The organism is Amycolatopsis sp. NPDC114503, assembly GCF_055633655.1.
Genome location: NZ_JBVKDT010000006.1, coordinates 532,829 through 551,227, shown reverse-complemented (window position 1 = coordinate 551,227; position 18,399 = coordinate 532,829). Strand labels below are relative to the sequence as shown.

Below are 18,399 nucleotides of genomic sequence, written 5' to 3'. Positions count from 1 at the left end.
GGTGGTTGGGGGGGGACACCCAGAGGTGGAGTGGGACGACGGTGGGGGGGTCTTTGCAAGGGGGGAAAAGATTCCTGAAAAACCACCTCCGCGCCGTGTTTTTGGCTTCGTGTCGGGGTGCGGGGGGTGTGGCTGCGCTGAGTTGGCTGGGTGGGGTGGCTGCGGTGGGGTGGGGGGTGCGCGGGGGTGAGTGCTCTGGTGGGTATGGCGCGCGGCTGCTTGTTGGGAGGCTCGGCTAGTGCCTGGCGGCTTTGGCGTGCGGCTGCGCCGGTTGAGCAGGTGGGGCCTGCGGCTAGCGCCCGGCGAGTTCAGCGCGCGGCTGCCGGCTGAGCGGGTGGGGCGCACGGCTAGCGCCTGGTGACTTCAGCACCCGGCCCCGGTTGGGCGGGGGCTGTGAAGGGCCCCTTGAGGGAACCCAAGTCCGTGAAGGGGCTCCTCACGGACTACGGCGGGTCGTGAGGGGAACCCTGACGGAATCAGAGTCCCTCAGGGTGGCCCTCACGGAACGGGCGTCACCGGCGTCGGCGGCGTTTCCGTGACGTGGGGGGCGTGGGCGGAGTGGGGAAGTCGTCGGGGGCGGGAGTTTCGGGCGGAGCGGGGTCGCCTAGGCCCAGCATTTCCGCGGCCAGCGCCTGAGACGACGCGAAGCGGCCGGTGGGTTTGTCCTTCGCCCTGCGCAACGCCGACGGGCGGAGCCGGTTGTAGCCGCGTACTGCGATGGGGCGGCGGGTGCGGAGGTCGAACTCCGGCAGCGATTCCAGCTCCCCGGCGAGTTCTCGGTCCACCAGCACGGTTCCGGGGCGCGCGGCTGACGTGAGCCGGGCGGCCAGGTTCACGACGGAGCCGTAGACATCCCCGAAGCGGGACAGCACCCGGCCCGACGCCATTCCGGCTCGGACTGCGGGCAGGCCGCCGTCCTCGCCGGTGCGTTCGGCCAGCGTCAGGGCGATTTCCGCGCCGTCGGCGGGGGAGTCGGTGACGAAGAGGACCTCGTCGCCGATCATTTTCACGACCCGGCCGTGGTGTTCGGCGATGACCTCGGTGGCCAGGGATTCGAAGCCGTCCAGGACCTGGGTCAGCTCTTCCTCGTCGGCTTCTCTCGTGAAACGGGTGTAGCCGACCATGTCCACGAAGCCGACGACCAGGGCGCGCGTTTCCAGATCCTCATCGGGGCTGGCGAAGGCGCGACCGGCAAACGCGGCCAGGTGGCGGCGCCAGACGTAGTTCTGTACTTGCTCCAGTTCCGGCAGCAGGCGTTCCACCAGACGGGTCACCTGGCGGTCGCTGCGGGCGAGTTCCGGATTCTCGGTGATCAGTTCCCACAGCATGTGGACCTGCCACTCGGCCAGCCGGGAAAGGTGCTGGCCGAGGGCACGGGTCACCGCGACTTCCATGCCGGGCGCGACTAGTCCGGAGCTCACCAGACCGTCGGCGATGCGCATGGCTTCGACGTCCGCGTCGGTGAACACCATCTCGTCGTCTTCGACGGTGGCGAAACCCAGTGCCCGCCACAGCCGGCGCGAGCGTTCTTCGGGTACGCCCGCCCGTTTCGCCACTTCGAGCCGGGTGTAGCGGCGGGGCCCGCCGAGCAGGGCGCGTTCCAGGCGCTGCTGCAGGTCCCGGGAAGTATCGGCCACGGACTCAGGTGGTGTGCACGATCAGCACGTCGACGCCCGACTTCCGGGCCACTTCCGCCGGGACCGAGCCCAGGATCCGCCCGGCGAGGGTGTTCAGGCCGCGGTTGCCGACCACCAGCAGGTCAGCCTTGCGGTCCTTCACGACCTTCCGCAGCATGTCGACCGGCTGGCCTTCCAGCGCGACCGTTTCGATGTTCGCGGCACCGACCTTCGCGGCACGATCCCGCGCGGACTGCAGCGTGTCCTCAGCGGGCGCGGACCCGACTACCTGGTAAGCCTCGTCGCCCAGCTCGTCCTGCGCGCGTTCCACGTCTTGGCGGCTGGCCGGGTGGTACGCGCAGACGACGACGAGCGTCGCCCCTGCGTCAGCAGCCACCCCAGCGGCCTTGTCCACCGCGGCGAAGGACGAGTCGGACCCGTCCGTGCCCACCACCACAGTCCGATAGACAGCCATCCACAACCTCCCGGCGATCGGTCAGCGGGGCGGCGCGGCCCCTTCGCGGGGGAAGGTTACTCGCCAGTCGGTTTTCCCGCCGGGCGCGGTTGCGGCTGCGGCTTGGGCACGTCGGACGTGCGCAGCCGGACGGTCTGCTCGACGTCGCGGTTCGCCGCGGGCTTTCCGCTGTTCGCGGGGGCGTTTTTGGCACCCTGACCAGCGGAGTTCTGCCCGGCCGGAGTGCTGGGCTTGCCGCCCTGCGCACCCGCTGCGGTGGCGCCGCCTGCCTGCGTGCCGATCGCGGCGGACTTCGGCCCGGACCCGTTGGCCTCCTCGACGGCCGCCTTGATGTCCGCGGGAACGGCTCCGTCGGTCTCGCCGAGCACGTGCTGCGCCTCGGCCAGCACGGTGCGCGCCGACCGGACCTGCTCGGCCAGGCTCGCCCGGACCGTGCGCAGGGCCTCGACCCGCTCGTTGGCCTGGGTGATCCGGCGGTTGGACTCGTCGGTGGCGGTGCGGACGCGGCGGCGGGCCTCGTCGGCCGCTTCCGCGAGCCGCGCGTTGGCCTCGGTGATCGAGTCCTGGCGGCGCTTGTTCGCGTCGGCGACCGATTCGCGCTGGCGACGGTCGATGTCGGCCTTGGCCGCGGTCTCTTCTTCCAGCACCTTCGCCCGGATCGCGGCCGCGTCCTCGGCGGCCTCGCGGACCCGGCGTTCGGCCTCGGCCTTGCTGGCTGCCTCCTGCTCGGCCAGCACGCGCATCGCCTCGGCGCGGCGGGTGGCCATGGCGATCTCGAAGTCTTCCTCGACCTGCGTGCGGCGGGCCTCGGACTCCGCGTCGAGCTTCTTGCGCTCGGCCTCGGCCTCGTCGGTGATCCGCTTCGCCTCGGCGCGCGCGTCCTCGAGCACCTTGCGGTGCTCGGCTTCCATCTCCTTGCGGCGCAGGTCGAGCTCGGTGAGCAGCTGCTCGTACCGGGCGCGCATGGCGCTGGCGTCGGTCTCCGCCTTGGCCCGGATGTGGCCGGCTTCGGCCTCGGCGCGGGCGCGGGTGTCGGCGGCCTCGTCCTGCGCCAGCCGCAGCATCCGCTGGAGGCGCTCGGACAGGCCCTCGACGCTCGTCGGCGGCTGCGCGAGCCGGTCGACCTGACCGCGCAGATCGGCGATCTCGCCGCGCGCGACTTCCAGCTGCCGGGCCAGGTCGCCGGACTGGGCGATGGCGGCGTCGCGGTCGGCGGTGAGCATCTTCAGGTCGCCGTCGAGCCGTTCGAGGTGCTCGTCGACCTGCGCTCGGGCGTACCCCCGCTTCGCTACGTCGAAGCCGGCTCCCAGCGGCACGAGTTCGCGTTCATCGCCAAGACTCATGCCCCCACCGTAGTCGCTCCGCGGTCACGGACGGGTGAGCACCCACGGGGTCCGGCCGCTCGTGCGGCGAGCGGCCGGACCGAAGAGGCAGGTGGTCTGCCCTCAAGCGCCGCGGAAGGCGTTGATTCCGTCGAGGTGCTTGGCGCGCAGCTCTTCGTCGCGGACGCCGAGCCCTTCCTCCGGGGCGAGGGCGAGCACGCCGACCTTGCCCTGGTGTGCGTTGCGGTGCACGTCAAGGGCGGCTTGGCCGGTCTCTTCGAGCGAGTACGTCTTCGACAGCGTCGGGTGGATGAGGCCCTTCGCGATCAGCCGGTTGGCCTCCCACGATTCGCGGTAATTGGCGAAGTGCGAGCCGATGATCCGCTTGAGGTTCATCCACAGGTACCGGTTGTCGTACTGGTGCATGTAGCCCGAGGTGGACGCGCAGGTGACGATGGTGCCGCCCTTGCGTGCGGCGTAGACGGAAGCGCCGAAGGTCTCGCGGCCCGGGTGCTCGAACACGATGTCCGGGTCCTCGCCGCCGGTCAGCTCGCGGATCTTCGCGCCGAAGCGCTGCCATTCCTTCGGGTCCTGCTCGTTCTCGTTCTTCCAGAACTTGTAGCCCTCGGCGGTGCGGTCGATGATCAGCTCCGCGCCGAGCTTGCGGCAGATCTCGGCTTTTTCGGGGCTGGACACGACACACACCGGGATCGCGCCGCCGTTGAGCGCGTACTGCGTCGCGTACGAGCCGAGCCCGCCCGACGCGCCCCAGATCAGCACGACGTCGCCCTGCTTCATGTCCGCGCCGTTGCGCGACACCAACTGCCGGTACGCGGTCGAGTTCACCAGGCCGGGCGAGGCGGATTCCTCCCAGGTCAGGTGCGCCGGCTTCGGCATCAGCTGGTTGGCCTTGACCAGCGCGATCTCGGCGAGCCCGCCGAAGTTCGTCTCGAAGCCCCAGATCCGCTGCTCGGTGTCGAGCATCGTGTCGTTGTGCCCGTCCGGGCCTTCCAGTTCGACGTTCAGGCAGTGCGCGACGACCTCGTCGCCGGGCTTCCAGTTGTGCACGCCCGCGCCGGTGCGCAGCACGACGCCGGACAGGTCGGAGCCGACGACGTGGTACGGCAGGTCGTGCCGCTTGGCCAGCGGCGAGAGCTTCCCGTACTTGCGGAGGAATTTGAACGTCGGGATCGGCTCGAAGATCGACGTCCAGACGGTGTTGTAGTTGATCGCGCTGGCCATCACCGCGACCAGCGCCTCGCCCGGGCCGAGCTCCGGCGTCGGGACGTCGTCGACGTGCAGCGAGCGGCGCGGGTCCTTGTCCCGGCTTTCGAGGCCCTCGAACATGTCGACCTCGTCCGCGTGCACGGTGACGCCCCGGTAGGTCTCGGGCACGGGCAGCTCGGCGATCGCGTCGAGGCGGCCGTTCAGGATCGCCTGCTGGATCTCGTCGAGGTGCGACATCGGGAACCTCCAGGGGTCGGTCGCGGCGCGCGACAGGACGAAATTACTCGTCGGTAACCGGGGGCCTCACTGTACGAGACAAAGGCCTTGTGTACGAGTCGAAGTGTGACCAACGAATCTTGACCGGCTGGCCAGTCAAGGCGCATAGTCGGAATTGGGAAATCTCCCTGAACGGCTCTTTTCCGGCGGAGGTGAGCACGAATGAGTGAAGTCTCGACGCGCGCCTGGACGCGGCCCTACGACTGGGCCGAGGTCGTGATTGGTGTTGTCGCCGCTCTTTCACCCCTTTGGCTGAGCACGAACACCACGATGGTGTGGACGATGGTGGTCCTCGGTGCGCTGATCGCGATCGACGGCCTGGTGTCGCTCGCGACGCCGAGCATGGTTTACGGCGAGGGCGTGCAGATCGTCCTCGGCGCGTTGCTGTTCATCGCGCCGTGGGTGATGGGGTATACGGAATTCAACGGGGCGTCGTGGACGTCCTGGGTCGGCGGTGCGCTGACGATCATCGCCGGCGCGGCCGCGATGCCGGAGGCCAACGCCGCCCACCGGATGGCGGGCCAGCACTGATCGGGGCAGCGGAGCTCCGGCTAGGAAGGTGACATGACCGACGACTCGGCGAAGGAACGGATCCTGTGCGCGGCGGAGGAGCTGTTCGCCGAGTCCGGCTTCGAGGCGACCCCGACGTCCCGCATCGCGGAGCGCGCCGGGGTCCCGAAGGGCCTGGTCCACTATTACTTCCGCCGCAAGTCCGACCTGCTGGCCGCGTTGGTCGACCGGCTGCCGGACGAACGCATCGAACCCGCCGCGGTCGTCGTTCCCGGCGACCTGGCGGGTTCCCTGCGCAGACTGGTCGGCGAACTCGACCGTCGGTTCACCGGCTCGCTCGGGCTCTCGCACCTGTTGTGGCGCGAGGCCGACACGCACCACGTGGTCCGCGACGCGCTGTCCGAACGCTTCCAGCAACTGGTCCGGCTGATGCGGTCGGTGATCGTGGCCGCGACCGGCGGACGGCTCGCCGGGGCGGACATCGACAACGCGTCCGGGCTGTTGGCCCGAGCGGTCACCCACCGGCACGCGACGGCCCGGCACACCGGGGACGACCGACCGGCGGAGTTCGACGGCGAGCTGACGTTCGTGGCGAACGCCTTGGCGGCGCGGGTGCCGAAGGGAAAGCCGCCAGCTCCGGCTTCGTGAGAGTTCTCGTGAGTGTTTATGCCGGTTAGAACCGGCGTCGCCGCTCACGAGCTTTTTTTAGCGCGCGGGCTCGACCAGCTCGACCAAAACCCCGCCCGCGTCCTTCGGATGCACGAAGTTGACCCGGCTGTTCGACGTTCCGCGCTTGGCCGCGTCGTACAGCAGCCGCAGTCCCTGCGCCCGAAGCGCCTCCGCCGCGGCGTCCACATCGGACACTCGCAGCGCGAGCTGCTGAAGGCCGGGCCCGTTGCGGCCGATGAACTTCGCGATCGTCGAATCGTCCCGGGACGGGGCGAGCAGCTGGATCATCGTCTCGGTGCCCGCGGTACCCGGGGCGCGCAGCATCGCCTCGCGCACGCCCTGCTCGTCGTTCACCTCCTCGTGCGCGACCTCCAGGCCGAAGTGGTCGCGGTGGAAGGCGATGGCCGCGTCGAGGTCGGGCACGGCGATGCCGACGTGGTCGATCGCGGTCACGAAGGGCTTGAGCACGGATGCGCTGGGCTCGGTGTCCATACCGGGGAGGATAAGCCCCGCCCGGCCTCGGACAACCCCGCGTGCGCCCCCTCACACTGGCTCCATCAAGACGCGCCGGGAAGCCCGTCCAGGCCGTATCGTGGGAACACTGCCAGTGCACCGATGCTTTGGAGGACGACGTGTCCGGTTCCGTGATCCTGGGCGCTGCCCGTACCCCGATCGGGCGGCTGCTCGGCTCGTTGAAGGACTTCTCGGGAGCCCAGCTGGGCGGGATCGCGATCAAGGTCGCGCTCGAACGGGCGGGCGTCTCCCCGGACCAGGTCCAGTACACGATCATGGGCCAGGTGCTCACCGCCGGCGCGGGCCAGATCCCGGCGCGCCAGGCCGCGGTCGCCGCGGGCATCCCGATGGACGTTCCGGCGCTGACGATCAACAAGGTCTGCCTTTCCGGCCTCGACGCGATCGCGCTCGCCGACCAGCTGATCCGCGCGGGCGAGTTCGACCTCGTCGTCGCGGGCGGCCAGGAGTCGATGACGCAGGCGCCGCACCTGCTGCCGAAGTCCCGCGCGGGCTTCAAATACGGCGACACCACGCTGGTCGACCACATGGCCTACGACGGCCTGTTCTGCGCGTTCGACCAGGTCGCGATGGGCGTTTCGACGGAGAAGCACAACGCTCGCTACAGCGTCACCCGCGAGCAGCAGGACGCGTTCTCCGCGCGTTCGCACCAGCGGGCCGCGGCCGCGATCGAGGCCGGGTTCTTCCGCGAGGAGATCGCGCCGGTGTCGATCCCGCAGCGCAAGGGCGACCCGGTCGTGTTCTCCACCGACGAGGGCGTGCGCGCGGACACCACTGGCGACAGCCTCGCGAAGCTGCGTCCGGCGTTCGCCTCGGACGGCACCATCACCGCGGGGTCGGCGTCGCAGATTTCCGACGGCGCGGCCGCGGTGATCGTGGCCAGCCCGGAGAAGGCGGCCGAGCTGGGCATCACGCCGCTGGCCGAGATCGGCGCGCACGGCGTCGTCGCCGGTCCGGACGCGAGCCTGCACGAGCAGCCGTCGAACGCGATCCTCGCCGCGCTGAAGAAGGCGAAGCTGGAGGTCGGCGACCTGGACCTGGTGGAGATCAACGAGGCGTTCGCCGCGGTCGGCCTGGTGTCGAGCGAGAAGCTCGGGCTGGACGAGTCGAAGGTGAACGTCAACGGCGGCGCGATCGCGCTCGGCCACCCGATCGGCGCTTCCGGTGCGCGGCTGGCCGTGCACCTGGTGCACGAGCTGCGCCGTCGCGGCGGCGGTCTCGGCGCGGCCGCGCTGTGCGGCGGCGGCGGCCAGGGCGACGCGCTGCTGATCCGCGTTCCGTCGGCGTAAGTTGCCCGGCCCGGACCTCGATGAGCTGGTCGGCCGCGCGCGGGAAGGACAACCGCGCGCGGTCGCCCGGCTCATTTCGCTTGTCGAGGACTCTTCGCCGCGAGTCGCGGACATCGCCCGAGCGTTGACGCCCTACACCGGGCGCGCTCGCGTCGTCGGGCTGACCGGTCCGCCCGGGGTCGGCAAATCGACGTCGACGTCCGCGCTGCTCACCGCCTTGCGCGGCGAGGGTTTGCGGGTCGGGGTGCTGGCGATCGACCCGTCGTCTCCGTTCTCCGGCGGTGCTTTGCTCGGCGACCGGATCCGGATGACCGAGCACGCCACGGATCCCGGCGTCTTCATCCGCTCGATGGCCACCCGGGGACATCTCGGCGGCCTTTCGTGGGCTACCCCGCAGGCGGTGCGGGTGCTGGACGCCGCCGGGTTCGACGTGGTGCTGATCGAGACTGTCGGGGTTGGACAGTCCGAAGTGGACGTTGTGAAACTGGCCGACACCACGGTGGTATTGCTGGCCCCGGGAATGGGCGACGGCATCCAGGCGGCGAAGGCCGGTGTCTTGGAGATCGCGGACGTGTTCGTGGTCAACAAAGCCGATCGCGACGGCGCCGACGCGACGGTGCACGACCTGAAGCAGATGATCACCTTGGCGCGTCGCGAATTGCGCGGGCCGAGTTGGCGACAGCCGATCGTCCGCACAGTCGCGGCGAAGGGCGAGGGCGTCGATGAGGTGGTGTCGGCGTTGCGCACACATCACGAATGGCTTGTCGCGCATGGGGAATTGGACCGCCGCCGCGCCGCCCGCGCCCGGGAGGAAGTCGCCGCGATCGCGTTGCGGAGGTTGCACGCGGAGCTGGCGGATCTCCGGCACGGCGACCGGCTGGGCGACTTGGCGGCGCGAGTGGTGGCCCGGGAACTGGACCCGTTCGCGGCGGCGGACCGGTTGATCGCGGAGCTGAAGGGCTAACGGCTCGTGAGTGTTTATCCCGGTTCTAACCGGAATAAATACTCACGACCTTTGCGCGGTCTCGTACAACGGCTTCGTCACCTTGCTGCTGAACTGCGGCCCCACTAAGTACCGTGTGCAGCCCGCATCGCGCTCGCACGGTTTCCCGTCCGCGGCAAAGAATCCCGCGTGAGTGTTGTCTCCGACGACCGTGCCTAGACCGGTCGTCGGGTTGAAGTCCCGCAACCGGGGGCCGCCGCTCGAACCGCCGCCCATGACGCACGCCGTGCCCCACTGATCGGGAGAGTCCGGATAAGTCGGCGTGCCGGTCCACTGCCGTGCGGTGCCGGTGCAATACGCCAGCCGCGCCCCGGTGTACTCCGGCAGGCCCTCGCGAGCCGGATCGGATGCCGCCCGCGGGTAGCCGAACTGGGTCACCTTCGCCGCGCCTGGCCGGTCGAACCCGATCTGCTGCGCGCCGACCGCGTCCTGTACCAGTTGTCCTGATTCGTTCGGGCCGAGGACCGCGAAGGCTTGGTCGTAGGTGTCGAACTTCCGCGCGTTCTGCTGATCGTTCGCGAGCCAGGTGCGGTCGGCGACGCCGATCCGGGCGGCGAACTTTCCGTACGGCGCCTGGCCGTCGTGGTAGCCGGGGACGAACATGAGGTGCGCGTTCCAGGCGTTGTGCTCACCGAGGAGATCGGTGTCGTTGACGCAGTGCCCGGCCGTGACGATCGTGCTGCGGTTCTTGCTGCGGACGACGGTCGCCGTGCAGCTCGCGTCCTCGCCGTGGTCGGTGTAGAACAGCCGGCCGACCGTCTTCGGGAGCGGGTCCGGCCACGGGGCGCCGTCGGGACCGCTCTTCGGCGGGTTCTGCGACGACGGCTCGGTCAGCGCGGCCAGCCGTTGCGGGGTCCAGTAGGCGAACACCGCCTGCTGTTCGGCGGCGGAGGACGCGAGCGGTTGCTGCACGGGACCGGCGGGAACGGCGAGCAGTCCGGCGACCAGCCCGGCGAGAAGGGGAGTGATCATGAAACCGCACGGTAGGAGACGGGTGTCAGGAACCGGTCAGGATGCGACTTTCGCCGGAAGCGCGGGCAGTTTCCCGTCCCTATACTGCGATCCTCCGTGCACTGGGAGGGAACCGGAATGAAGAAACTGCTCGTGTCCGTGCTGACCGCGTTGTCGCTGGTCGCCGTTGCTGCACCGGCTTCGGCGGCTCCGGTGCCGCCGAAGGTCACCTCGGGGCCGTGCCAGTACACCTCGACGCCGGACGATCCCGCCGTGCGCCCGGTTTCGCTCCCGCGCGATCCGAAGCACACGCCGGACCGCGGCAGCGTCGACGTCGCCGTGTTCTCCAACCAGGGCCTGCTCCCGCTGAAGCTCAACCGCGCGCAGGCTCCGTGCACCGTGCAGAGCTTCCTGCACTTGGCGGCCAACGGCTTCTACAACCAGACGACCTGTCACCGGCTCACCGCGTACCCGACGCTGAAGGTCCTGCAGTGCGGCGACCCGTCGGGCACCGGCGAGGGCGGCCCTGGCTACAAGTTCCGCGACGAACTCCCCACGACGCTCCCGCCCGCGCCCTCCGACCCGACCGGCAAGCGCCGGACGTACGCGCGCGGCCTGCTGGCCATGGCGAATGCCGGACCGGACACGAACGGCTCGCAGTTCTTCGTGGTGTACGGCGATTCCAGCCTGCTGCCGAACTACACGGTCTTCGGCACGGTCGGCTCGGCCGGGCTGCGCACGCTGGACCGCGTCGCGGCGGGCGGCATCCAGCCGGACGCGGACACGCCGCCCGGGAAGACGCCGGTGGACGGGAAGCCGGTCCGGAAGACGGATCTCGAGCTGGTTTTGCCGTTGTGCTTGTTCTGTGGTCGCTGAGGTCGCGCCTGGCCGGGTAGAGGTGCGACCCGAGTCTGGCCAGGTGCTGCACTTCTCTGAAGACCCGGGGATCACGAGCCGCTCGGACCGGCGGAACCGGTCGGCGACCTGCTGCGCCTGCACGAGCAGGCGGGAATTCAGCTGCGAGTGCTGGCGAACCTCTGGCCGTTCTGGGACGCGGTGACCCGCCAGCACGCCGGAATTCAGCGGAATCCGGCTCCGCAACGCTCGGCCACGCGCCCTGACTGGCCCACGCCACCGACGCCGAACTGGACCACCCGCCTAGGCCAATCCCGATTAGCGTGGATGGCATGACGAAGCGAATCCCGCTCGCCACGGGCGGGTTGTACCAAGCGATGTCCCACCTGCAGGGCGAGGTGAAGAAGGCCAGCGCGAACGCGGGGCTCGACGTGAAGCTCATCGAGCTGGTCAAGATGCGCGCGTCGCAGATCAACGGATGCGCCTTCTGTCTCGACATGCACGCGGCGGAGGCCGTCGCGGCCGGGGAAGCGCCGCGGCGGCTTTACGTGCTCGAGGGGTGGCGCGAGACCGAACTGTTCACCGAGCAGGAACGTGCCGCGCTCGCCTACACCGAGGCGATGACCCTGATCTCGGACCACAAGGACGTTCCCGAAGACGTCTACGCCGAGGCGGTCCGCGTGTTCACCGAGGACCAGTATCGCGCGCTGGCGTGGTGCGTCGTCGCCATCAACACCTGGAACCGGCTCATGGTCGCGAGCCACGCCGCGTTGCCGGAGCGTGCGGAGTGACCGCCGGGAAGCTGCGGGCGCTGCATGTCCCGGGGAAACCGTTGATCCTGCCGAACGCCTGGGACGCGGATACCGCGCAGGCGGTGGAAGCGGCCAGATTTCCCATCGTGGCAACGAGTTCCGCGGCGGTCGCTGCGGCGCTGGGCCAGGCGGACCACGAGGGCGCGTCCGCGGACGAGATGCTCGCTGCGGCCAAGCGGATCGTGGACGCGGTGTCGGTGCCGGTGACCGTCGATGCCGAGGCTGGATACGGCTTGGCCGCGGCGGATCTCGCTGCCCGGTTGAAGGAAATCGGCGCGGTCGGCTGCAACATCGAGGACACCGACCACGGCAAGGGCAGTCAGCGACCGGCGGCGGAACAAGCGGAGTGGCTCGCCGAGCTGCGCCGCGCGGCCGGCGACGGGCTTGTGGTCAACGCGCGGGTGGATTCGTTCCTCGGGGCGCCGGACGAGCAAGCGGTGCTCGACGACGCTGTCGCCCGCGGGCGCGCGTACCTCGAAGCCGGCGCCGACTGCGTGTACCCGATTCTCGTGCGTTCGCCGGAAGTGCTGGCCGAATTCGTCCGTCAGGTGGGCGGTCCGGTCAATGCTTCGGCGCTTCCCGGCGGTCCGGGTCTGGCCGGGCTTGCCGAACTGGGGGTAGCCCGGATTTCCCTGGGGGCCGGGTTGTGGCGGTATCTGCGCCGTGTGCTGGAAGGCTCCCTCGACGGGATCGCGCAGGGGAAGCTGCCCTATTGAAAAAACCGCAGGGTGCCGCGAAGAAGCGGCACCCAGCGGTTTCAGTGCGTAAAACTCAGTGCTGCACGGCCTTTTCCGCGCCCGCGCCGGTCAGCGCCCGGACTTCCATTTCGGCGTACTTCGCCTTGTCGTGTTCCTTCGACAGGATCGTGCCGAGCCAGCCGAGGATGAACGCGATCGGGATGGACACCAGACCCGGGTTGTCGAGCGGGAACCAGTGGAAGTCGACACCCTGCAGCATCGACGCGCTCTTGCCCGTCTTCGGGTCGACCGGCTTCCCGGAAACGGCGGGCGAGAACACGATGAGCACGATCGTCACGATCAGCCCGCCGTAAATGCTCCACAGCGCGCCCTGGGTGTTGAAGCGTTTCCAGAACAGCGAGTACAGAATCGTCGGCAGGTTGGCCGAAGCCGCCACCGCGAAGGCCAGCGCCACCAGGAACGCGACGTTCTGCCCATTCGCCAGAATGCCGCCGAGAATCGCGACGATGCCGATCACCACGGCGGTGATCCGGGCGACCCGGACCTCCGAACCGGTGTTGGCCTTGCCCTTCTTCAGCACGTTCGCGTACACGTCGTGGGCGAACGAGGCGGACGCGGTGATCGTCAATCCCGCGACCACGGCGAGGATCGTGGCGAACGCGATCGCCGAGATCAACCCCAGCAGCACCGGGCCGCCGAGGTTCAGCGCCAGCAACGGCGCCGCGGAGTTCACGCCGCCCGGCGCCTTCTTGATCGCGTCCGGTCCGACCAGCGCGCCCGCGCCGTAGCCGAGCACCAGGGTGAACAGGTAGAACACGCCGATCAGCACGATCGCCCACACCACCGAACGACGCGCCTCGCGCGCGGTCGGCACGGTGTAGAAGCGCATCAGCACGTGCGGCAGGCCCGCGGTGCCCAGCACCAGCGCGATGCCGAGGGAGAAGAAGTCCAGCTTCGTCGTGCCGTCCTTGCCGTACTGCTTGCCCGGTCCGAGCAGCGCTTCGCCGGCGTGGCCCGCCTTGTCGACCGCGCCCTGCAGCAGCGCGGAGAAGTTGAAGCCGTACTTGCCGAGCACCCACAGCGTCATCGCCAGCGCGCCGATGATCAGCAGCGCCGCCTTGATGATCTGCACCCAGGTGGTGCCCTTCATGCCGCCGATGAGGACGTAGGCGATCATGATCACGCCGACCACCGCGATCACCAGCGACTGCGCGGCTTTGCCCTCGATGCCCAGCAGCAGCGCGACCAGACCGCCCGCGCCCGCCATCTGCGCCAGCAGGTAGAAGAACGACACCACGAGCGTCGAAACCGCCGCCGCCGCGCGCACCGGACGTTGTTTCATCCGGAACGCCAGCACGTCGCCCATGGTGAACTTGCCGGTGTTGCGCAGCAGTTCCGCCACCAGCAGCAGCGCGACCAGCCACGCCACCAGGAAGCCGATCGAGTACAGGAACCCGTCGTAGCCGTACACCGCGATGGCGCCGGCGATGCCGAGGAACGACGCCGCCGACAGATAGTCGCCGGAGATCGCGATGCCGTTCTGCGGGCCGGTGAACGCGCGGCCGGCCGCGTAGTAGTCGGACGCGGTCTTCGTGTTGCGGCTCGCGCGGAACACGATCACCAGGGTGATGACCACGAACAGCGCGAAGATGGTGATGTTGAGCGTGGGATTGCTGCCCTCGACGCTCGCGGCGAGTGTCTTCACTCCGCCTCCTTCGCCGGGTTCTCGATGTCGTCCTTGATCCGCTCGGCGAGCGGGTCCAGCTTCTTGTTGGCGTAGCGCACGTACAGCCACGTGATGAGGAACGTGGAGACGAACTGCAGCAGCCCGAAGAGAAGGCCGACGGTGAAGTTGCCGGTGATCTTCGTGCTCATGAATCCGTGCGCGTAGTCGGCGAGCAGGACGTAGAGCAGGTACCAGGCGAGGAACAGGCCGGCCATCGGGAACACGAACCGGCGCAGCCGGCCGCGGAGTTCGCGGAACTCGGCGCTGTCGTGCGCCTGCTCCCAGATCGTTTCCGGCGGTGCGCCGGACGGGTCGCCTGCGCTCATGGGATCTCCCTTGTGCGACGCTGCGGATGTGGCCCGCGACACAGTAGGGAGGACTCCGAGCCGGCGGAACCGTCAGCGGCTCAAACGTCTCGCCGCGCGACGAACGGTTGACGAACGGTCACCGGAAACGGACGAAGGGCGTTCGTCGAGGTGCAGCCGCAGCATCGCGGCCTCGGCCCAGGACGGTGGGCGCCCGCGCAGTGACACCATGGTCATCACGCCGAACGCGAGCGGCACCGACCAGGGTGCCGGTTGCGAGACCAAGATCGCCACCCAACCCTGCAACGGCGGTCCGGCCAGCGCGAAGAGGATTGACCCGGACGAGGCCGCCAGTCCGGTGAGCACACCCGCGATAGCGCCTGCCGCGGTGAGCCGCCGCCACCAGATGCCGAGCACGAGCAGCGGGCAGAACGTGGAAGCGGCGACGGTGAACCCCCACGTCACGAGCACTCCGGCGTCGAGCCGCGCGGACGGCAGCGCGAGCAGCACCATCGCGATCGCGGCGAACACGACTGTCACCCGCAGGCGGCGCAGGCCGCCGGGCATCAGGTCGTAGGCGATCGCGCCGGACATCACCAGCAGCAATCCCAATGACGTCGCCAGAAACGCCGCGAACGCGCCCGCAGTGAGCAAAGCGGTGAACAGTTGCCCGGCCCAGCTGTGATCGACTTGCGAGGGCAGCGCGACGACCACGGTGTCGGTGTTGCCGGACAGGTACAGCTGCGGCACGAGCACCCGGCCGAGCACGCCGTAGATGCCGGGGAAGAGGTAGAAGACTCCGAGCAGCGCCACGGTGATCGCGGCCGTGCGGCGCGCGGCGCGGCCGTCCGGGCTGGTGTGGAAGCGCATCAGGACGTGCGGGAGGCCCATCGTGCCGAGGACGGTCGCGATGAGGACCGCCCAGGTGCCGAGCAGCGGGTACCCCTTGTCGATCTCCAGCAGCGGACGCTGCCAGTCCGGCCCGCCGAGCGCGACCTCTCCGCTGACGCCGGGAACCTGGGTACCGGCGGCGAAGGTGAGCTGTTCTCCCTTGTGCACCGCCAATTGTCCCGGCGGGACGGTGCCGCGGCCCTCGATCGCGGTGGGTTCGCGGAGGGTGAGGGTGACGTCGTGGTCGAACTGCACCGGGGTGGCGTGCGAGAAGCGGGTGAACTCGACCGGCGTGAGGCTGGCGTCGCGGGTTTCGGAGCCGACGTGGAGCACCAGCCACAGCGCGGGAACGAGGAACAGCACCAGTTTCAGGAAGAACTGGAACGCCTGGACGTACGTCGCCGCGCGCATCCCGCCCAGAGCGAGCGTGACGCTGACTGCGGTGCCCGCGATGACCACGCCGACCCAGTACGGAGTTCCGCCGACTGCGGTGAGGACCAGCCCGGCCGTGCGGAATTGCGGGACTACGTAGATGGTTCCGATCACCAGCACGACAACCGCGGCGAGACGGCGCAGCGCGGGGGAGGCGAGCCGCGCCTCGGCGAAGTCGGGGACGGTGAGCGCGCCGGATCTCCGCATGGGCGCGGCGACGAGCACCAGCATCGCGACGTAGCCCGCGGTGAAGCCGACCGGATACCAGAGCGCGCCGACGCCGTCCTTCACCATCAGTCCGGCGACGCCGAGGAACGACGCGGCGGAGAGGTATTCGCCGGAGACCGCGGCGGAGTTCACGAAGGGGGAGATTCGCCGTGAGGCCACGAGGAAGTCGGAGGTCGTGCGCATGGCGGCGACCCCGCGCACGCCGATGAGCAGCGTGACGAGGACGACCGGGGCTACCGCGAGCGCGATGTCCATTTCACCGATCGTCCTCGATCTTCTCCGCGCGGCGCAGCTGCCACCACGAGAGCCCGGCCAGCACCGGGTACGGCAGGACCGCGATCAGCAGCCAGGACAGCGGAATTCCCCACACCCGCACGCTGTCGAGCGACGGGGCGAGCGAGAACAGCACCGGCAAGCCCAGCACCAGCACGAACATCGCCACGAGCGCGGGGATTCCGCGACGGCGCTGGATCCGGTACAGCACCGCCGCGCGTTCCGCTTCCGGCGCGCGCAGGCGGGGCATCCGCCACCGGCCGCGTTCGAGCCGCCGCGACCGGGCGAGCCTCGTCTGCGGACTGGTGACGGCGACGCGTCTGGTACGGCTCACCGGACGGCCCGCGCAACCTTCGTGCGCGGCAACGCCGGTTCTAACCGGGATTGCCGCTCACGAGCCGCGACGCACGAGCGGCTCACCGGGTGCTCCCGAGCTGCCCGCGCTGTGCCGCTTCCAGCAAGCGGTCCCGAAGATCCCGCGCGTGCCGTCGGCTCACTGGCACATCGCCAGCCTCGGTGTGCGCCAGCAATCCGCCGGTCGTGTCGCTGCGCAGCTCCAGCACCGCGCTCACGGCCAGCAGGAATCCGCGGTGTACCCGGGTAAATCCGGTGCCCTCCCAATACTCCTCGAGCCGCGAGATCGGCATCCGCACTGGATGCACGCCGCCGCGCGTGTGCAGCCGGACGTAATCGCCGTTGGCCTCGGCGAAAAGCACATCGTCGCGCCGGACGTAACGAGTGCGGCCGCCGGAATCGACCGGCAGAGCGGCCATCGCGTCCGGCGAGGACTTCCGGCGTCCACTCGGCACGAGGCGGGTTACCTTCGCCAGCGCGGCGGAAAGCCGTTCCGTACGAACCGGTTTGAGCAGATAGTCCACCGCGCCGATGCCGTACGCGGCCACCGCGTGCCCGTCGTGCGCGGTGACGAACACGATCACCGGCGGCTCGGACAGTTTCGCCAGCAGCGTCGCGAGTTCCAGCCCGTCCAAGCCGGGCATGGAAATGTCGAGGAAGACCGCGTCGAAATGGTCTGCTTGCAACAGTTTCAGTGCCTTCAACGCATCGCTCGCGCCGACGACCTCGCCGACTTCCGGTGCTTCGCGCAGCATCCGGCACAGTTCGTCCAACGCCGGCGCGAGATCGTCGACAGCCAGCACCCGCAGCCCGCTCACGGCAGCACCCCCGGCTGGAACCGCGGTACTCGCAGGACGACCCGGGTGCCTTCGCCGACCGCGGTTTCCACGGTCAGCCCGTACCAGGCCCCGTAGACCGTGCGCAGTCGTCTGTCCACATTGGCCATTCCGAGCCCGGTGCCGTCGCCGCTGCCCGCGAGGATGGCGGCGGCGCGCTCGGGCTCCATGCCGACCCCGTCGTCCTCGACGCTGATCACGCAGTCGTTCCCTTCCGCCTGTCCGTGCACCTGGACGAGCCCGGTGCCCGACCGCGGCTCGATGCCGTGCCGGATCGCGTTTTCCACGAGGGGTTCGAGTACCAGGTACGGCACCGCCACCGCAAGCACTTCCGGCGCGACGCGCACCTGCACCTTCAGTCTTTCGCCCAGCACCGCCCGCTGCAGCGCGAGATACGTCTCCACCGCGCGGAACTCCTCGGCGACGACGGTGTACTCGCCGTGCCGCGACAGGCTGTAGCGGGTGTAGTCGGCGAAATCCAGCATCAGATCGCGGGCGCGGTCCGGTTCCGACCGGACGAACGACGCGATGACGGTGAGCGCGTTGTAGACGAAATGCGGCGACATCTCCGCGCGCAGCGCCCGGAGTTCGGCTTGCGCTGCCTGGTCCGCCGAAGCTTCGAGCCGACCCCGCTCCAAAGCCTGCACCACGAGGTCCGAAGCCTGCCGGGTCACCGCGCCAGGCACCTCGCCGACCAGCAGCAACGCGCCCGCCAGTTCATCGTGGACATGCAACGGAACCGCCGTCACCCCGTTCGCGGCGATCGGTTCCTCTTGGTGCAGCACGTCGTCCAGAATTTGGGACACCGCGTCGTCGGCGCCGGGGCGGCCGGACCACATCAAGGTGCCGGACAGATCGGCCAGCCCCAGCCCGGCCACGCCGAACAGCCGTCGCAGACCGTGTGCGGCGCGTCGGGCGCGGACTCCGGACAGGCCGTCCTTCAGGTCGTCGGCGACTTTCCGCGCCGCGCCGAGCACGCCGACGGCGTCCGGGCGGGAGCGCCACGGCAGCCGGGCACTCTCGGTCATCGACGGCCTCCCCTCGGGTACCTGGGGGAGTTGATACTAGCGCCGAACACGGCGAAGGGGACTTTCCGTGCGGAAAGTCCCCTTCGGTCGAG

20 protein-coding genes are annotated in these 18,399 nt (G+C 69.6%); 8 read left to right on the top strand and 12 right to left on the bottom strand.

Translation table 11 applies throughout. The features are described 5' to 3' along the window. Positions 1-512 precede the first annotated feature (512 nt). The 4 genes from ACZ7OI_RS27975 to ccrA form a co-directional block, all read right to left on the bottom strand. Positions 513-1,637, bottom strand: coding sequence for an adenylate/guanylate cyclase domain-containing protein (locus ACZ7OI_RS27975; protein ID WP_470267116.1), 1,125 nt, complete (start codon positions 1,635-1,637; stop codon positions 513-515). Between the two features lie 4 nt (positions 1,638-1,641). Beyond that, positions 1,642-2,091 carry a universal stress protein gene (locus ACZ7OI_RS27970; protein WP_470267115.1) on the bottom strand — a complete coding sequence of 150 codons (450 nt, stop codon included), beginning with the start codon at positions 2,089-2,091 and terminating at the stop codon, positions 1,642-1,644. A 56-nt stretch (positions 2,092-2,147) separates the two neighbouring features. Further along, positions 2,148-3,407, bottom strand: coding sequence for a chromosome segregation protein (locus ACZ7OI_RS27965; protein WP_470267169.1), 1,260 nt, complete (start codon positions 3,405-3,407; stop codon positions 2,148-2,150). A 129-nt stretch (positions 3,408-3,536) separates the two neighbouring features. Next, on the bottom strand, positions 3,537-4,877 hold the full coding sequence (gene ccrA, locus ACZ7OI_RS27960; protein ID WP_470267114.1) for a crotonyl-CoA carboxylase/reductase: 1,341 nt from the start codon (positions 4,875-4,877) through the stop codon (positions 3,537-3,539). A 201-nt stretch (positions 4,878-5,078) separates the two neighbouring features. Here ccrA and ACZ7OI_RS27955 point away from each other — a divergent pair, with 201 nt between their 5' ends. Beyond that, positions 5,079-5,447: an SPW repeat domain-containing protein gene (locus tag ACZ7OI_RS27955; RefSeq protein ID WP_116206640.1), complete on the top strand. Its 369-nt coding sequence runs from the start codon at positions 5,079-5,081 to the stop codon at positions 5,445-5,447. 33 nt (positions 5,448-5,480) lie between these two features. Beyond that, positions 5,481-6,074, top strand: coding sequence for a TetR/AcrR family transcriptional regulator (locus ACZ7OI_RS27950; protein WP_470267113.1), 594 nt, complete (start codon positions 5,481-5,483; stop codon positions 6,072-6,074). 57 nt (positions 6,075-6,131) lie between these two features. Here ACZ7OI_RS27950 and mce read toward each other — a convergent pair whose 3' ends face one another. Further along, complete coding sequence (mce, locus tag ACZ7OI_RS27945) at positions 6,132-6,587, bottom strand: methylmalonyl-CoA epimerase (RefSeq protein ID WP_370939745.1); 456 nt, start codon at positions 6,585-6,587, stop codon at positions 6,132-6,134. 140 nt (positions 6,588-6,727) lie between these two features. Between mce and ACZ7OI_RS27940 the strand changes: the two genes are divergently transcribed. Together ACZ7OI_RS27940 and meaB are read left to right on the top strand one after the other, a co-directional pair. Next, positions 6,728-7,915 carry an acetyl-CoA C-acetyltransferase gene (locus ACZ7OI_RS27940; RefSeq protein WP_470267112.1) on the top strand — a complete coding sequence of 396 codons (1,188 nt, stop codon included), beginning with the start codon at positions 6,728-6,730 and terminating at the stop codon, positions 7,913-7,915. A 1-nt stretch (position 7,916) separates the two neighbouring features. Further along, positions 7,917-8,879, top strand: a complete 963-nt coding sequence (gene meaB, locus ACZ7OI_RS27935) for a methylmalonyl Co-A mutase-associated GTPase MeaB (RefSeq protein ID WP_470267111.1) — start codon at positions 7,917-7,919, stop codon at positions 8,877-8,879. A 42-nt stretch (positions 8,880-8,921) separates the two neighbouring features. Here the strand turns inward: meaB and ACZ7OI_RS27930 are convergent, their stop codons facing one another. Further along, the gene (locus ACZ7OI_RS27930; protein ID WP_470267110.1) at positions 8,922-9,890 is read right to left on the bottom strand and encodes a trypsin-like serine peptidase; all 969 of its coding nucleotides are present in this window, start codon (positions 9,888-9,890) and stop codon (positions 8,922-8,924) included. A gap of 117 nt (positions 9,891-10,007) precedes the next feature. Between ACZ7OI_RS27930 and ACZ7OI_RS27925 the strand changes: the two genes are divergently transcribed. The 4 genes from ACZ7OI_RS27925 (at position 10,008) to ACZ7OI_RS27910 (ending at position 12,252) form a co-directional block, all read left to right on the top strand. Next, positions 10,008-10,745 (top strand): peptidylprolyl isomerase, encoded by a 738-nt coding sequence (locus ACZ7OI_RS27925; protein ID WP_470267109.1) that lies wholly within the window; start codon positions 10,008-10,010, stop codon positions 10,743-10,745. A gap of 108 nt (positions 10,746-10,853) precedes the next feature. Then, entirely contained in the window at positions 10,854-11,060 is a 207-nt protein-coding gene (locus ACZ7OI_RS27920; protein ID WP_470267168.1) for a hypothetical protein, read from the top strand. Further along, positions 11,057-11,515, top strand: a complete 459-nt coding sequence (locus ACZ7OI_RS27915) for a carboxymuconolactone decarboxylase family protein (RefSeq protein WP_470267108.1) — start codon at positions 11,057-11,059, stop codon at positions 11,513-11,515. The genes ACZ7OI_RS27920 and ACZ7OI_RS27915 overlap by 4 nt, the downstream gene beginning before the upstream one ends. After that, positions 11,512-12,252, top strand: coding sequence for an isocitrate lyase/PEP mutase family protein (locus ACZ7OI_RS27910; RefSeq protein WP_470267107.1), 741 nt, complete (start codon positions 11,512-11,514; stop codon positions 12,250-12,252). Before ACZ7OI_RS27915 ends, ACZ7OI_RS27910 begins: the two co-directional genes overlap by 4 nt. A gap of 55 nt (positions 12,253-12,307) precedes the next feature. Here the strand turns inward: ACZ7OI_RS27910 and ACZ7OI_RS27905 are convergent, their stop codons facing one another. The 6 genes from ACZ7OI_RS27905 to ACZ7OI_RS27880 form a co-directional block, all read right to left on the bottom strand. Further along, entirely contained in the window at positions 12,308-13,939 is a 1,632-nt protein-coding gene (locus ACZ7OI_RS27905; RefSeq protein WP_470267106.1) for a solute symporter family protein, read from the bottom strand. Further along, positions 13,936-14,286, bottom strand: coding sequence for a DUF485 domain-containing protein (locus ACZ7OI_RS27900; RefSeq protein WP_470267105.1), 351 nt, complete (start codon positions 14,284-14,286; stop codon positions 13,936-13,938). The genes ACZ7OI_RS27905 and ACZ7OI_RS27900 overlap by 4 nt, the downstream gene beginning before the upstream one ends. Positions 14,287-14,358: 72 nt before the next feature. Beyond that, the gene (locus tag ACZ7OI_RS27895) at positions 14,359-16,071 is read right to left on the bottom strand and encodes a sodium/solute symporter (RefSeq protein ID WP_470267104.1); all 1,713 of its coding nucleotides are present in this window, start codon (positions 16,069-16,071) and stop codon (positions 14,359-14,361) included. Position 16,072: 1 nt separating this feature from the next. Then, positions 16,073-16,423, bottom strand: coding sequence for a DUF485 domain-containing protein (locus ACZ7OI_RS27890; RefSeq protein WP_470267103.1), 351 nt, complete (start codon positions 16,421-16,423; stop codon positions 16,073-16,075). Between the two features lie 82 nt (positions 16,424-16,505). Beyond that, positions 16,506-17,261: a LytR/AlgR family response regulator transcription factor gene (locus tag ACZ7OI_RS27885; protein ID WP_344269743.1), complete on the bottom strand. Its 756-nt coding sequence runs from the start codon at positions 17,259-17,261 to the stop codon at positions 16,506-16,508. After that, complete coding sequence (locus tag ACZ7OI_RS27880) at positions 17,258-18,307, bottom strand: sensor histidine kinase (protein WP_470267102.1); 1,050 nt, start codon at positions 18,305-18,307, stop codon at positions 17,258-17,260. Before ACZ7OI_RS27880 ends, ACZ7OI_RS27885 begins: the two co-directional genes overlap by 4 nt. Between the last annotated feature and the right edge of the window lie 92 nt (positions 18,308-18,399).